Annotated in this window: 8 protein-coding genes and 1 pseudogene; 6 read left to right on the plus strand and 3 right to left on the minus strand. The window is 52.0% G+C overall.

The window, feature by feature from the left end:
• A pseudogene (locus tag HMPREF2796_RS11210) lies at positions 1–189 on the plus strand (hypothetical protein); the annotation flags it as partial.
• Positions 190–375: 186 nt separating this feature from the next.
• The gene (locus HMPREF2796_RS00460; RefSeq protein WP_070630203.1) at positions 376–1,182 is read left to right on the plus strand and encodes an integrase core domain-containing protein; all 807 of its coding nucleotides are present in this window, start codon (positions 376–378) and stop codon (positions 1,180–1,182) included.
• Between the two features lie 267 nt (positions 1,183–1,449).
• Here the strand turns inward: HMPREF2796_RS00460 and HMPREF2796_RS00465 are convergent, their stop codons facing one another.
• The 3 genes from HMPREF2796_RS00465 to HMPREF2796_RS11450 form a co-directional block, all read right to left on the minus strand.
• The gene (locus HMPREF2796_RS00465; RefSeq protein WP_070630204.1) at positions 1,450–3,594 is read right to left on the minus strand and encodes a type I secretion system permease/ATPase; all 2,145 of its coding nucleotides are present in this window, start codon (positions 3,592–3,594) and stop codon (positions 1,450–1,452) included.
• Positions 3,595–3,824: 230 nt separating this feature from the next.
• The gene (locus HMPREF2796_RS11790) at positions 3,825–11,699 is read right to left on the minus strand and encodes a calcium-binding protein (RefSeq protein WP_070630205.1); all 7,875 of its coding nucleotides are present in this window, start codon (positions 11,697–11,699) and stop codon (positions 3,825–3,827) included.
• Entirely contained in the window at positions 11,692–12,579 is an 888-nt protein-coding gene (locus tag HMPREF2796_RS11450) for a hypothetical protein (RefSeq protein WP_070630206.1), read from the minus strand. The genes HMPREF2796_RS11790 and HMPREF2796_RS11450 overlap by 8 nt, the downstream gene beginning before the upstream one ends.
• 149 nt (positions 12,580–12,728) lie before the next feature.
• Here HMPREF2796_RS11450 and HMPREF2796_RS11265 point away from each other — a divergent pair, with 149 nt between their 5' ends.
• The 4 genes from HMPREF2796_RS11265 (at position 12,729) to HMPREF2796_RS10925 (ending at position 16,609) form a co-directional block, all read left to right on the plus strand.
• Positions 12,729–12,872, plus strand: a complete 144-nt coding sequence (locus tag HMPREF2796_RS11265; protein WP_168162799.1) for a hypothetical protein — start codon at positions 12,729–12,731, stop codon at positions 12,870–12,872.
• A gap of 394 nt (positions 12,873–13,266) precedes the next feature.
• Entirely contained in the window at positions 13,267–14,700 is a 1,434-nt protein-coding gene (locus HMPREF2796_RS00480; protein WP_070630207.1) for an HlyD family type I secretion periplasmic adaptor subunit, read from the plus strand.
• A gap of 298 nt (positions 14,701–14,998) precedes the next feature.
• Positions 14,999–16,363: a TolC family outer membrane protein gene (locus HMPREF2796_RS00485; protein WP_070630208.1), complete on the plus strand. Its 1,365-nt coding sequence runs from the start codon at positions 14,999–15,001 to the stop codon at positions 16,361–16,363.
• Between the two features lie 33 nt (positions 16,364–16,396).
• Positions 16,397–16,609: a hypothetical protein gene (locus tag HMPREF2796_RS10925; RefSeq protein WP_141749111.1), complete on the plus strand. Its 213-nt coding sequence runs from the start codon at positions 16,397–16,399 to the stop codon at positions 16,607–16,609.
• The last annotated feature ends 188 nt before the right edge of the window (positions 16,610–16,797 follow it).

A 16,797-nucleotide genomic window follows, 5' to 3' on the forward strand; every position in this document is an offset into this window, starting at 1 on the left:
TTCCAGTATTATCGATTTGCCTTCGATGACCGTACTGTCGAGCACTTCGACTACAACCAATATGTTGCTAATGCCAATAATCTGATTCAGGCCATGGCCAGCTTTGGCAGCAACAACGGCAGCGGTTTGAGTGACACCAGCACGATATCCAATCCGGTTAATCCGTTGCTGGCGGCTTCAACTCTGTAATGGTAATGCCTGATTAGCTTGGTATAGGAATAACAGGCTACTTGAAAATTTTAGCTTCGCAGAGAATTCGCTGCGTTGCGTTTTCAGGTAGCCTGTTTCGTTGTTGGCTGAATGGTTCGGATAGTATTAAGTTAGCTGTAGAAATCAGTAGCGTTGTTTACAGTATTTCCAGGAGAATACTGAAACATGAACATGCACAAAAACACCCGCCTCACCCCGCACCACCGCCAAGCCATTTGGCTGGCCTACACGCAGGAGAAGGAAAGCGTCACCTCCCTGGCCCGCCGCTACCAAGTCAGTCGTGTTACTATTTACCGCGCACTTAAAGCCGCAAGAGGCAGGCTGCTCAAACCTCAAACCAGTACCAACAACCGTTTCAAACAGGCAAAGTACGGAATGAAACGTCTAGCCAAGGTAGAACGCAGCATTCAGGAAAAACTCAAAAAACAGGCCAAACGCTACAATAAATCCTACCCCGGAGAGCTGGTGCATCTCGATACCAAACGGCTGCCGCTGCTCAAAGGGCAGAAAGCCACCGATAAGCGGGATTACCTGTTTGTCGCCATCGACGATTTCTCAAGAGAGCTATACGCTGCCATTCTGCCGGACAAAACCGCAGACAGCGCGACCAAGTTTCTGACCGAACACCTGATTGATCCCTGCCCATACCTGATTGAGTGCGTTTACTCCGACAACGGTACGGAATACAAAGGCTCGGCCAGCCATGCTTTCGGTGTGGCCTGTTATGAGAACGGGATTGGTCAGAAGTTTACCCGGGTTGCCCGTCCGCAGACCAACGGTAAGGCAGAGCGGGTTATCCGTACCCTGATGGAAATGTGGCATGAAAAGCAGAGTTTCGACAGCTCGGAACATCGGCAAAAGGAGTTGTGCCGCTTTGTTAATTTCTATAATACGGTGAAGCCGCACGGTAGTCTGGACGGCAATACGCCGTTTGAGGTCTTGCAGGCTTATTTCTCTCAACCTGTGGTGTAAACAACGCGATGATTTCCTACAAGTTAGCCAACGTGTATCACGCTTAATTTGGCAACGATGGCAGTCAGGCCGCATAGTAATGAGGCTACCTGAAAGTTTTTTAACTTCGTTGAAGTTTTATTTTCAGGTAGCCTCTTATTGCGCTACAGGCGGCGATTCATTTATTTGACTATATATACTTGATAGCAAATCAGCTTAACTTTCGCGAGAACATCGGTTCGCCTTGTATTGGAGGTTAATTTGGCTTGCTATATTTCTCTGCACCACCTAGCCATTCTGCAGCTGGTGCAGGTAGCGGTAGTAGCCGTCTTCTTTGGCCAAGAGCTCCTGATGGCTGCCCTGCTCGACAATCTGCCCTTTGTCCATAGCGATGATGCGGTGAGCCATGCGTACGGTGGAGAGGCGGTGGGCGATGATGAGTACGGTGCGGTTGCGGCAGATGGCCTGCATCTGCTGCATGATGGCGCGTTCAGATTCGTAGTCTAGCGCGCTGGTGGCTTCGTCTAAAATCAGAATGCGCGGGTTGCCGACTAGGGCACGGGCGATGGCGATGCGCTGGCGCTGGCCGCCGGAAAGGCCTGCGCCCTGTTCGCCCACCATGGTGTCGTAGCCTTCGGGCAATTCCATAATGAAATCATGGGCGCCGGCCAGCTTGGCGGCATGCATCACGCGCTCCAGCGGCATGCCGGGGTCGGCCAGGGCGATGTTGTCGCGCACGCTGCGGTTGAGCAGCACGTTTTCCTGCAGCACCACGCCTACCTGCCGCCGCAGCCAGGCCGGATCGGCCAGCGCCAAATCGTTGCCGTCTACCAGCACGCGGCCGCGCTCGGGTACATACAGGCGCTGCACCAGCTTGGTGAGGGTGGATTTGCCCGAGCCGGAGCGGCCGACGATGCCGAGCACTTCCCCGGCGCGGATGTGCAGGCTCAAATCACGCAGAATTTCCGCGCCGTCGGGTCGGTAGCGGAAGGAAACGCGCTCGAAGGCGATGTCGCCTTTGATATCGGGCAGCGCCAAGCGGGAAGCGGGGTGTTCGGTGGGGGTATTGAGAATATCGCCCAAACGCGCCACGGAAATGCCCACCTGCTGAAAATCCTGCCACAGCTGCGCCAGCCGGATTACCGGCGCGGCCACCTGCCCGGCCAGCATATTGAAGGCGATCAGCTGACCGACGGTGAGCTTGCCGTCGATCACCAGCCGCGCGCCCAGCCACAGGGTGGCCACGGTAACCAGCTTCTGAATCAATTGCACGCCCTGTTGGCCGATGGTGGCCAGGCGGGTAACGCGGAAGCCGGAGCTGACATAGGCGGCCAGCTGCTGATCCCAGCGGCGCGTCATCTGCGGCTCCACAGCCATGGCTTTTACCGTGCCCACGGCGGTAACGGATTCCACCAGGAAGGCCTGATTATCGGCATTGCGGGCGAATTTGTCGTCCAACCGGGCGCGCAGGATCGGGCTGATGGTGGCCGACCACACGGCATATAGCGGCAGCGACACGATGACCACCAGCGTGAGCCAGCCGCTGTAATACCACATCACGGCCAGGAAAATAAACGAAAAACACAAATCCAGCACCGAAGTCAGCGCCTGGCCGGTGAGGAAATTGCGAATCTGCTCCAGCTCGCGCACCCGCGCCACGGTATCGCCCACACGGCGGTGCTCGAAATAGGCCAGCGGCAGGCTCAGCAGGTGGCGGAACAGCCGTGCCCCCAGCTCCACATCAATACGCGACGTGGTGTGGGCAAAGATATAGGTGCGCAACCCGCCCAGCACCACTTCAAACAGCGTCACCACCAACAAGGCAACCGCAATCACATCCAGCGTAGAAAAGCCGCGGTGCACCAATACCTTATCCATCACCACCTGAAAAAACAGCGGCGTTACCAACGCAAACAGCTGCAACACCACCGATACCGCCAGCACTTCCAAGAAAATCCGGCGGTATTTGATAACGGCAGGAATAAACCACGTGAAATCAAACTTGGCCAGCTGCCCCAGCACCGATGCTCGGGAGGTAACCAAAATCAGCTTGCCGCTGTAGCGCCCAGCAAACTCGGCCTGATCCAACACCGCCGAACGCCCGGCCACCACGTCCTGAATCAGGTAGCGTTCCCCATCAATCTTAGCCAGCACACAATGCTGCCCGTCTTCACGCCACACCACCGCCGGCAGCGCCAACATGTGCAGCCGCGCCAAATCATGCTTTACTGGCTTGGCCTTCAGCCCCAACTCCTTGGCAGCCAACAGCCATTCAGTTTCGGTCAAATCCTGCCCGTTGGCAGCAAATCGGTGCAGAATATCGGCCGGATTGGCGGCCACACCGTGGAAATGAGCCATCAGAATCAGGGCGGCCAAAGCCGGGGCGGGAGAAGATGCGTGAGAAGCGGAAGAAGGGGTAGGAGTGGCAGACATGGGATGGGAATCAACCGAAGAATGAAAGAGTGAACAAACAGCAATTCGGAGCAGCCGAACTAAGTCGAGCCATCATACTGGGCGGGGAAGGAAAGTCAAGCCGACAGCAAAAACAATCCGGCATCGGTGATGCAGTGTGGCAAAGAGAACGAAATAGGCTACCTGAAAATCCGTCGGGTTTTCAGGTAGCCTATTATCCGTGTCTAATCAACAATACCCGGGCATTGACATTACACGGACGTAGTGGCCAATAACGGATTCACAGGATTGGGTACCGTACCTGTGCTACTCAGGTTGCTGCCTTCGCTGCTGCCGAAAGCGGACATTGCCTGAACCAGACTATTGGTTTGTGCGGTATATTGCGCGTAGTCGAAATGTTTGATGGTCTGATCATCGAAGGCAAATTTGAAGAAACGATAGTTGCTGTTACTGAAGTAATTGCTGACCATTACCCAGTCTTCCCCACCATAGGCCTTAATCACCAAATCGTTGCCATTTCGGGTAAAAACGGTATTGGCAGCATTGGCACCTTCAAAGCGCAGAGTGTCGGCTTGGTTGTCATCAACCGCATAATCGGAAACGATATCCTGCCCATGACCTTTGATGAAGACATAGGTGTCCATGCCAAAATTACCACCTTCGAGGCGGTCGTTGCCGCTGCCGCCGACTAAAGTGTCATGATCGCCGCCTCCCATGAGGATGTCATCACCACTCCCACCGTCGAGATAATCTTCTCCATCATCGCCATGTAATATATCATTGCCTATACCACCAAACAATTGGTCATTGTCATTACCACCGAGAAGCGAGTCGTTACCCGAATCACCGTATAATACATCGTTTCCGGCATAGCCGAATAACACATCATCTCCTTTCCCTCCATGTAATACATCGATACTATCCCAGCCATGCAGCGTATCGTTCTGCTCCGTGCCGTTCCCAGCTATAGTGATTCCAACCATATCTTTTTCTTCAATGGTACGGTCATCAAAAATAAATTTGAAGAAGCGGTAAGCGTTGCTAGTAAAGTAGCTGGAAACGGTAACCTGATCTTCCCCGCCAAAGGCCTTCACAACCAAATCGTTGTCGTTGCGCGTAAATATGATATCGGTGAAACTTGCCCCTTCAAAGCGCAGGGTATCAGCCTCAGTGGCGGAGAAGGCATACTCAGACACAATATCCTGCCCATGGCCTTTGGCGAAAACGTAGGTGTCCGCGCCAAAATTACCACCTGCGAGATAGTCGTTGCCTGCACCGCCGATTAAGGTGTCGTATCCTGTTCCGCCTTTAAGGTTGTCATCGCCGCTGCCACCATCGAGATGATTGTTCCCGTCCCCACCTTCTAAGATATCGTTGCCCGCACCGCCGAACAAGAGGTCATCACCTGCCTCTCCGTAAATTCGGTCGTTGCCCAAATCGCCATATAGCGTATCGTTGCCTCCGAAGCCGATCAGGGTGTCGTTGCCGTTGCCGCCGCTCAACACATCTATAGTATCCCAGCCATACAGAACATCATCTTTCTCCGTACCTTGGCCGGTTATGGTAAATTGAGCCATATCCTTGGCCTCGATAACCCGGTCATCGAAGACAAAGCGGAAGAAGCGGTATTCACTGCTGCTGAAATATCTGGAAACGGTTACCTGGTCTTCCCCACCGTAAGCTTGGATTACTAAGTTATTATCGCTGCGGGTGAACATAGTATTGGAAAATAATGCTCCTTCAAAACGCAGGGTGGAGGTTTGTTCAGCCTGAGAAGCCGCGTCCCACACCACATCCTGCCCGTGACCTTTAGCGAAAATATAGGTATCGCTACCTCGGTAGCCCCCTTCCAAGAGGTCATTACCTGCCCCACCAATCAAAGTATTATGGCCTGCACCACCCCTGAGGGTATCTTTCCCTTCCCCTCCGTAGAGGAAATCGTCCCCGACTCCACCATCCAACACATCATTGCCTTCATCACCGAACAGGTGATCATTACCGTTGCCTCCATAGAGGACATCGTTGTCGGATCCGCCATACAAGGCATCATTGCCGTCGTAGCCATATAGGTAGTCGTTACCACTTCCTCCGTTGATGATATCTACCGTATCCCAACCATACAGCATATCGTCCTTCTCCGTCCCACTACCGGCCACAGTAATGGTGGCCATGTCCTTTGGTTTAATGGTATTGTCATCGAAGGCGAATTGGAAAAAGCGGTGACCGCTATAACTGAAGTAGTTAAGAATGGTAACTTGGTCTTCACCACCATAGGCTTTGATTATCAAGTGATTGTCGAAACGGGTAAACACCGCATTGGTTGAGTTTGCCCCTTCAAAGCGTAGAGTGTCAGTTTGGCTGTCGTTTGCAGCCATATCACTCACCGTATCCTGCCCGTGGCCTTTGGCAAAAAGATAGGTGTCGCCACCACAGGTTCCGCCATCAATAAAGTCATTACCTGAACCACCAATTAAAGTGTCGTGGCCCGTGCTACCCCTTAAAATATCGTTACCGTCCGTACCATAAATTACATCTTGCGGCAAAATACCCAAAGTCAGCGGCAGGCTGGTAGTAGCACCGGCCGGATCGGCGGCGCTAACCAACAGGTTCAGCGTTCCCGCCGAGGAGGCTGTGCCACGCAGAATACGAGTGGCGGCATCAAATTGCAGCCATTCCGGCAACGGGCTACCGTCAGCCAGGGTTACCCGATAAACCAAGCTGTCTTGATCGGGGTCGGTAAACAGATTGTCAGACAAAACATATTGCCAATCCATACCCACAGTCAAACTTTGCGTTTCCAAGCTGCCATTAACCTGCGGCGCATGATTTCGGTGCGCATCTATCCATTTCGGCACATCCGCCCCCTGCATTTGCACGCCATCGGCAAAGTGGAAAGTATAGGTTTCGGCAAACTTGGATACGGCGAAAAACTGCTCGATCAACACTTGGTTGTCGCTGCTGTGCTGGCGCACCAGCAAATCATCTCCCTGCCGGGAAAACGCTACCTCATTGGAGCGCATCGAATTGAATTGCAGGATTTCATGCGTTTGGTTCTGCGCAAAATTCAGCATATTAATCTGATAATCGAATTCATTGGATTCGCGCCGGGTTTGCGTATCAGTAATCGGATTGCGGATAATATCCTGCCCAAATTTACCTTCGAATACATAAGTATTATTACCACGTCCGCCCTGTAGGATATCGTTGCCGCTACCACCGTTTAACGTATCGTTTCCGACCGATCCCACCAAAAAATCATTGCCACCCAAACCGTTCAACACCCCAGCTTGGTTCAGCTCTAGATAATCGGCAAACTCGCTTGCCCCGCTACCCAAGCGCGACAACACATCCTGCCGCCTAAGCACAGTCTGATCAGCAAACGCAATCTCACTCACGCCCAGACCCAGGGATTGCTCATCAAAATAGCCAGCCACAGTTACTCTGCCTCCGGCTTTATTGAGAACAAGCAAATCATTGCGGAAACGCTGAAACTGCACATCGCCTGGTCTCAACCGCTCGAAAACTAGCCTATCAACTTGATCACCACCTGTTTGAAAATCGGAAATCGTAATGTGCTCAAACTCCTCCTTAATCAGGTAAGTATCCGCTCCTGCCCCGCCGTGCATCATGCGGGTATGCTTGCTGGCCGTCAAAGTATCGTTGCCTATGCCACCGGTTTGTCGCCATGCAGGTCGCTGATCCATTGGTACCAGGTTTCTATCAGCTTCACGCTGCTGCAAAGCCAGCTCCACCAGCGTTTCTATCAGCATCCTCTCGCCACCAGCAAACTCCACCTGCTCGATGTCAGCATAATTTCGAATAGAAATTTTGCCATTCCCATACAACAGCGACAGGCTGCCATCCCCCTCCCATTCCAATTGAATCTGATCCAGTCCCACCGTGTGGAAACGGATGGTGTCGCAGCCCGAGGCATCGGTCAAAATCGTGTGCTCCGCCCCGGCATACAATGCCGTTTCATCAAACAGATAAGTATCGTTGCCCGTACCACCGTCCATAATGCTGCTGCCCTCGGCAATCAGCGTATCGTTGCCGCTACCGCCGTAGAGCTCATTGCCCACCACTGTGTAATATGGCATAAAACCATTGCCAAAATAACTCACCAAGCGGTACGCGCTGCCGGACACCAACACATCATTGCCCGAACCTCCATACAACCGACCTCCTTCTTCTTCACCGTTCAAATAATCGTCGCCCGCGTTACCTATCAACAAATCATAACCCGGGCCACCATAAAGAAAATCGCCTTCGTCCTGATCCTGATCCTCCAGCACATCAATAGCCGTACCGCCCACTAATACATCAACGCCCTCTCCACCGTCAAGATGATCCGAGCCAAACTGCCCATACAGCTTGTCGTTCCCCTTGCCGCCATAAAGATAATCGTTGCCATGCATACCTGGCGGCAGGTAGCCAAACCAGTTTCGTTCGGTGTGGCCATCACCGTAAATCATATCATCGCCTATCCCGCCGAAAATATGGTCATCACCGCCCAAGCCGAAGAGCTTATCGTTCCAAGTATCCGATTCCTCCTCCAACTCATCCACTTTATCACCGTAAATCCAATCGTTTTCATGGCTGCCGTAGATGGTATCTGAGCCTTCCCCGCCAACCAAGAAATCGCCCTCAGTGTTCGTTTCGTCCTGGACATAATCAACCACTGCCCCCAGCAAGTATTGCAGCTTGCTGTTGCCTTTATACGGAACCACGCCCCACACCCCGCCATTCTGGTAGGTATATTGTTGCCCTCGCAGCGCACCCGTGCTGCCAGTATTCACCCATTGCACATAATTCTGCAAATAAGAAGCACCAAAAATATAATCGTCGCCCTTGCTGCCGTAAATGCGATCTGAGCCCCGACCTCCAACCAGTAAATCGTGCCCGTCGTCACCGTAGAGCAAGTCGTCCCCCGCCCCACCATCCACCGCATCGTTGCCATCCAGTCCGTGGATAATGTTCCGCCCGCTTGTGCCACGCAGCACGTCGTTAAACCCTTTGGCCACCACGCCGCCAGTCAGTTTGCCCGTGGCATAGTCCCATGATGTGGCTCCCCAGTCGTATATATCCGTTCCAGGCTTGAATGGAGCCACCACATCGCCGTTCATATAATGCACATCAAGCTTCTCTTGCTTGTCGGCTTTTAGCTCTAGCTTGAATTTACTACCAAACAACCCTTTTTCGCTCTTTTGGAAATGCCACTCTCTCAGCACCAGATGTCGATTCTTCGGGGTTACAATCATTAAATCGGCGATCATCCCGCCTTTGCCGTCTGATCTCTCTTTCAATGGAACGTAAGTGTAGCCATCCTCATCACGCCAGCGGCCATAATCGCTGGGTGGAACATGAACACCCTTCAGCGGTTTGCCGTCAATAATAATTTCGCCGCCATCTGGGTCGATAATTTCATCCCCCTCAATCTCATCAGAATCAAAATAATAAGAATCCTCACCTATACCGCCATTTAGGTAATCTTTACCCTTGCCACCATATAAACGATCCTTACCTGCACCACCTTCCAGATGGTCCTCCCCATCACCACCTTTGAGTATATCGTTACCGCCACCACCATAGAGATGATCGGCAGCTTGACTACCTATTAATTCATCCTCCTTATCAGAACCAAATTGGATAGCTGTTTTACCAAGTCTCGCAGCCAAATGAATATCCGCACCTCGTATGGTTCTAGGAGCAGTATTCAAGTGAGCAAGCCCACTCTCCGCATCCGAGATACTCTTCAAACTATCCAGAATAGACATAAATCGAGCAATAAACCCAGGGAACTGTCTAGATAAAGAAGAATTCTCCATCCATTTCTGCAACGACTCCTGAACTATACTTGCTTGATAGGGTTGATTAGTAATATCCAAAAAAGATTTGAGTGTGAGCAAAATCTGACGATCTTCGAGCCACTGGTCAGTATAATAATCAGGTTGTCTTTGGTTTTGTCTGGCATCCAAATCATGCTGCCAAGCACGATACTCCTCAGCCCAAACAGTTGACCAAATTTTTGTTACTGCAGCCTGCTTATCGGCAGATAATCCTGGTTTTTGCGTCAATACAAACGGGTTAAGGGTTTTTAAGGCAATAAAATGGCCGAAATCGGCAGCCGCAGCTTGAGCATTAGCTTCGGTAGCCGGCAAGATGGTAAAAGCATCCTCCAAATTATTGTCTTTTATAAATTTGTTAATTTGAACGATGGCTAATTGCAGAGAGTTACGACCAGTATAACTAACTAGATTTCCATCCTGATCATGAGCATCATGATCATCAATTAATGCCCATGACCCTCCATTTAAATCCCCTTTTAATTCAGTTTTACCGTTAATATCCAGTTTAATCCCAAGCTGTTTGGCCAGTATATTGATGATATTTTCCAGCACATCTCCTTCGGCAAAACCTTGTGCCTCTGGAGTATTATCCATCCAAGAATCTCCTAATTTATCAAATATTGCATCTTTTATTTCTGCTACAGAAGATACCGGAGATGAAAGGACCAAGGCAGCAACAGCAGGATTATTAGCAAAAATCTGCCTTACCTTCTTATCTGTTATTGCTTTTTTGTTACTCGACAGTCTAAATATTCTTTCAAAATTATGGCTAGTGAGCCCTTTATCTAATTGCTGAATAGATTTCTGAACACTTAATGAATCTATTATCAACATCAAACTGTGTGTATTACCAAAATCACTTTTATCATATCCATCTACTAACAACTTAGGATTCGTAGGAGAGGTTATAGATCCAGCTACCACTTTATGCAAATAATGCCCTCTTCCTAATGGTTGATTTTCAACAGCTACCCCAATAGTTTCACCATAATGCAACTGTGAACTAGCTACCATACTAGGATAAGTATTACCATAGACATCATAAAAATTATTAAATAGATTTTTAGCTTGATTTCTTTCATCACCTAGCATATTATCAAATCCAGACTCCCCTCCGATGAACTTGGGATAGCTAGATGTTTTACGGTTCGCCTGTATAACAGCCAATTGATAATCCAAATCGATAGATGCAACATTCTTAACATCTGTTTCTAAAGGTCGATGATGTTTGTTCTCATCGCCCTCCACCCAATTGGATGTACGCAGTTTAGATACCCTAATGGCCTCATCCCAAATATCTTTCGCTTTGGATACAGCCTCTTTTAATGAATCTAGCTCCTCCACCCTAGTGTTTTCTTCAGCACTGTTAGCCAAATATACATCTTGAGGAGTTATACTTTTCTCTATTTCATTAGTGATCCGATTAACCGCACCCCTATCTCTTTCTTTTAACGCATTTTGTAGCATTTCATAATATCGTTTCCCATCTGCAGTTTTGAACAAACCACTCATCTTTCCAGGTTGACGATCATCGGAAAATTGGTTAATAATATCAACCAACAACTCTGGATCCATCTCCTCTTTATTAGCTTTACGGCCAACTCCCGCGCCGTTGAACGTGTAAGTAGATTTAATTCCCAACGAGTATTGATTGCCACGTTTTTTATCTTCCCAATTAAAAGCTTTCCCACGCTGTAAAATATTAAATGCCGTGGCCAAATGACCGCCCAAGCTATAGCCGGTAACATTTAGTGGTTTGTCTATCAACCCTCTTTCTTGCAATATTTTTACCCAGCGCACCATATCGCTGATTTGGCCGAATGCCCAGCCGCGATCGGCGATTTCAAAGGTGTTGGTGGCTTGTGAATCCCGGGTGGCATCATCCACAAACTCAGTACTGCGGAAGGAAATGGTTAGATCTCCTTTTTTAATATCCGTACCTGGAATATCCTTCTTGGCTCTAAACAGGCTACCTGAAAATCCGGTTGCGGTATTGGCAATATGCGCCACCATCTCCCAGTTTTCAGCAAACTCTGCCGCATCGGTTGGGGTAAATTTACTGTTATGATCATTACCACTAATTAAATGGTTTTCATAATTTTCACCACTGTCATAATTAACACCAAACAATAGATTACTAGTATCTGCATCACCTTTTGAATCTATCCATTCCGGTTTGGCATTTTTAAATCCATATAATGCTTCAGCCGCCAGCTGCAATCTGGCAAACTCTAAAATAGTTGCAGGATTAGTATTGGTATTTTGTTGTTGATTAGTCATTTTGTAGTCTCCGATTGAGAGGGGATGGGATTAAAACTTTAACCGTAAAGGTAACTGTTCTCTGCTTGAATTCACTTTCCATAGGACAACGCATACCCCTGCCCCAAGGATTGGGATTCTGCTCAAATTTGGAATAGCCTAATTCCGGCACAAAGGCGTACATGGTTTTCTCAGCCATCAGTTCATTGGTTTGGGTATCGATAACCTTGATGGTTGTGCCGGCTATCCAATGTTTGCGGTTCTCCCAGGAAATATCGTTTTCGTAGGTAACGGCATAGCGGGCACGGGAATGGTGATTAGGTTGCTTATCCGTAACCCAATCTTGCTCGCCTTTATATGTACTATAACGAGTAATTGAGTCGTCTTTTTGTACGACATCCACATAGGCATATTTGGGGAAACTACCCGCAGAACGGAAAAGAAATTCTTCAATATATCCCTCACGTTCTAATTCACTCTCTACCGCCGCATCCTCCCACATCTGGTCTTTCAGCGGGTTGTAACTGTTGCTCTGATATTTCTCGTCATCCCCGCGCACTTTCAGCAGCAGAATGCCGTCCACATTGTCCGCCGTGCGGTAGATTTTCTCGCCGGCATTTTGGCACAGCTGGTCGAAGCGGGCTTTGGCCGGATCGTAGCGTTTGCGCCATTCGGCCACTTTTTCAGCATTCTCCCGCTCTTCCTGCCAAACGAGCGTTTTGGGAAACAGAAAAAACAGCGCTGCCACAGCAAGCCCGGGGGCTGGCAGCAGCCATGGGTATTTCTCCAAAAACTTGGGCTGGGCTTTGTAGCATAGAAAGATCGTGCCTAGCGCACATACCAGCATCGTGCCCCAATACAGCATGGCGATTAATTGGGTGATGTCTCTTAACGTGATCATGTTTTTCCTAGTTAATGTGTTTTTCCTAGCGGCATATCCGGAGTCTTCAGAGGCTACCTGAAAAATGTTCCTTTGCTCTTTACCAATCATCACCGCTTGTTTTCAGGTAGCCTCTTCCGCACCTACACCCGTCAAACAAAAACACCGCTGTGCGCAGCATGAAGGCCATGCTGGCGGCAGCGGTGTTGCTGTGTGGTACGGCGGTACGGCGTGTTCGCGGGGGAATCCATTTGGGCTCCGGATTGGGTCGTATCGGTATCGTTTATGTGCGGCATGGTAGCCTGCGGGTGTAGCAGCTGGCAAGCAATTAATAATACTTTGCATATATCCGGCAGGAATATGCTATTTATTCAATCCAGCCAGATAGTTGGCTTGTTTTCCTAATCTTGCTTCCGGTGTATGGAAAGGGGTGGGCAGCCGGTTTAACCAACCCTTATTCCGCCTGCTCCTCCGTATCGTGCAGGAAATTGCCTGATACCTAGGGCTACCTGAAAAACCAAGCCTGATTGGGCTGCTGCCGGATTGGTTCGGCAGCGGTTTGGTTTTTCAGGTAGCCTCTGTTGCGGGTTGTGCCTTTTCAGCCCAATCGGCAGGCGGTGTGGCGGTTTATCCGCTGCCTGCTCTTTACCAAACGGCGCTTCTGGGCTAGTATCGCGCCATTCTTAATTTATCTCCCTTTTCTGAATTATGTCCCGCTTTGTCCGCCTTGGTGCCTTCCGCGATTTCCTCGACCGCTACCGCACCGTTTGGCGCAATGTGTGGGCTGTCCGCGACCAGCTCGATCCGCCCAAACGCGATGCGGACGAGCTGGCTTTCCTCCCCGCCCATTTGGAGCTGACCGAAACGCCGCTTTCCGCCGCGCCGAAATGGAGTGCGCGGCTGATTATGCTGTTTGCGCTGTTGGCGTTGCTGTGGGCGTGCATCGGGCAGATGGATATTGTGGCGGTGGCACAGGGCAAAACGGCGCCGGGCGGGCGCAGCAAAACCATCCAGCCGCTGGAAACGGCGGTGGTGGAGGAAATTGCGGTGGGCAACGGCCAGCATGTGAAGGCGGGGCAGGTGTTGGTGAAGCTGGCGGCTGTGGGCTCGGACAGCGACTACACTCAGGCGGAGCAGGCTTTGCAGGCGGCGAGATTGAGCCGTTTGCGCCAGCAGGCGCTGCTCTCGGCGCTGGATAAGCACGAGCCGCCGCAGTTGTCGGCGGAAGGGGAAGAGGGTTTGCCGCCGCAGGCTTTGGCGGAGGCGCAGACTTTGGTGCGCAACCAGTATCAGGCCTGGTTGGAGCAGGACGAGCAGTTGCAGGCGGTGTGGCGCGGCCATCAGGCGCAGTTGCGCGAGGCGGCGGCGCAGGAGCAGAAGCTTTCGCAGCTTACGGCCATCGAGCAGCAGCGCACGGCGGATTTCAAAGACTTGCTGGCCAAACAGTTTATTTCGCAGCATGCTTATTACGAGCAGCAAAGCAAATTGATTCAATACCGCAGCGATTTGGCGGCGCAGCGCAACCGTTTGCAGCAAATCCGCGAAAGCCTGCGCGAAACGGAACAGCAGCGCCGTTTGAACAGCCAAACCCTGCGCCGCGACACATTGGATGCGCTGCGCCAGGCGGAAGAACAAATTGCCCAGCTGTCGGCACAAACCGGCAAGGCGCGCCAGCGGCAGCAGTGGATGACGCTCACTTCGCCGGTGGACGGCACGGTGCAGCAGCTGGCGACGCACACTGTGGGCGGGGTGGTAACGGCGGCACAGCCGATTATGGTGGTGGTGCCGGACGAAGAACAAATGGAAATCGAGGCGCTGCTGCCCAACCGCGATATCGGCTTTGTGCGTGCCGGCCAGCCGGTGGTGGTGAAAGTGGAGGCTTTCCCCTACACCCGCTACGGCTACCTCACCGGCAAGGTGAAGAGCGTGAGTTTTGATGCCGTTGAGCATCAGCAGCTGGGCTTGGTGTTTGCCGTATTGATTACGCTGGATCAGGATTATTTGGTGATCGACGGCCAAAAAGTGAAACTCACCGGCGGCATGAATGTGAGCGCGGAAATCAAAACCGGCCGCCGCCGCGTGATTGATTATTTAATCAGCCCCCTGCAAACCAAGGTTCAGGAGAGCCTGAAAGAGCGCTGATGCCGCACCAAGCCGGGTGGGCTGCTAAAGGCTACCTGAAAGCCTAAGCTTCAACGGCGTTAAATGGCCGGCAGCCGAAATACGCACCCGATGCTGCCCGGGTTTCAGGTAGCCCAATGACCGGATTCTGGCCGCGTTGAGACTGATGTTTTTCAGGTAGCCTGTCTGTTCGGCGATGATTGATTGCCCGCTTCCCGAAAAGGCTACCTGAAAGCTGTTCGGCACAGATGCTCCTCCTGTTTATCCATTTTTCCAACTGCCGGATTTTCCCAACCATTCCATCCCAATCTTATCCACCATGTTCCGCCCTCCCCTATCCCGTCTCTGTTTCGCCCTGTGCCTGCTGATCGGCTATGCCGCGCCGGCATATGCCTTCGACCTGATTCAGGCTTTCGAGGCGGCACAGCAGCATTCGGCGGAATATGCCGCCGCACAATACGGCTATCAAGCGGAAATCGAACAAGAAGCGCAGGCAAGGGCGCCGCTGCTGCCCCAAATCAGCGCCAATGCGCTGTATCAACGTCAACCGGCCTCGCTTTCCAGCAACACCGTGAGCCACGGTTGGGGCGTACAGGCCAGCCAAGTATTGTTTGACCGCTCGCTGTGGGCGCAATACCGCCAAGGGCGGCAGGCGGCGCAACAGGCCGCGGCCAAATTGCAGCGCAGCGGCGATGATTTGCTGTTTCAGGTAGCCCAAGCCTATTGCGAGGTTTTGCAGCAGCAAGACACTTGGGCGGCCATCCGGCAAGAGAAAGCCGCCTACTTCCGCCAAATGCAGCAGGCACGCGCCGCCTTTGAAAAAGGTGCGGCCACGCGGGTGGACATCGAAGAAGCCCGCGCCGGCTACGATGCCGCGCTGGCCAAGGAAATCACCACCGTCAGCCGGCTGGAACTGGCACGCAGCACATTAGACAACCTCACCGGCCTGGACTCGCGCCAAATCGAGCCGTTACGCCCCGGCGAATTGCCCGATTGGTTGCAACAAAAGGAAAACTACTGGCAGGATTTGGCCGAACGGCATAATCCGCAATGGATCGAGCAACGCTGGGCCTGGCAGCAGGCGCGCAGCAGCCGCGAAGCCGCCCAAGGCAGCCGTTGGCCGCGCCTCACCCTTAACGGCGGCTATCAAGACCACCACAACACTCAAAGCTACGGCCGGGTAGACCAGCACTACCGCAGCAAAGGCGGCAGCGTTACCCTGCAACTGAATCTGCCGCTATACGATGGCGGCCAAACCAACAGCCGTATCCGCGAAACCACTGCCCGCGAATTGCAACAGCACGAATTGCTTACTGCCACCGAGCGCCAAGTGCGGCAGGCGGTACGCCAAGCCTACCTCGATGCCTACGGCCACCAATACCGCATCCTCGCCCAGCAGCGCCTGTTGGACAGCAACCGCGCCAAACTGGAATCCACCCGTTTGGGGCGGCAAGTGGGCGTGCGCAGCCTGTTGGAAGAACTGCAGGCACAACAAGCTGCCGCCGATGCCGAACAGCAACTGGCACAGGCACGCTACGGCTATGTCTTGGCCTATATCCGGCTGCTGAAAGAATCCGGCGTGCTGGGTGAAACTGCTCGGCAACAGCAGCTGCGCCGCGAATTGTTCGCTGCCGGCAGCCGGGGTGTAAACCGTACAAGGGCTCTGGCCAATCCGGCGGTCTAGGCCGTACCGAATCCACCCCGTATCAATAGCGAAATGGCGCAACCCGCCATCTCCGCTGTTGGCGATGCCCCACCGCCGCTAGACAGCATTCCCGCTGCCGGACAAAACGCAGCTATCCCGCAAGCGGAGCAAACGGCATCCCGCCCCGCTCCACCGCAGCGCCGTTCCGGCAACCGCCGATCACGCGATGTCAACCGCATCCTATTAAAGCCAAACTGGCCAATTGTGCCCGTTACAGCTGAATAACAAGGCCTTACCGCCACGCCATACGGTCTGCCAACGCCCATCCCAACCAATGCTTGCCCTACCCACTTCATTTGATTGCCTATTTTTCTCATAGACCCCTGATGTTTATTGGGGCTGTCCTAGATAACTAGGAATATTCAAAAGTGATTAAAACACTCCTATGAGAAAAAGTCGCCTCAGCCAGCCCG

The organism is Eikenella sp. HMSC071B05 (genome assembly GCF_001811325.1).
Lineage (GTDB): Bacteria > Pseudomonadota > Gammaproteobacteria > Burkholderiales > Neisseriaceae > Eikenella > Eikenella corrodens.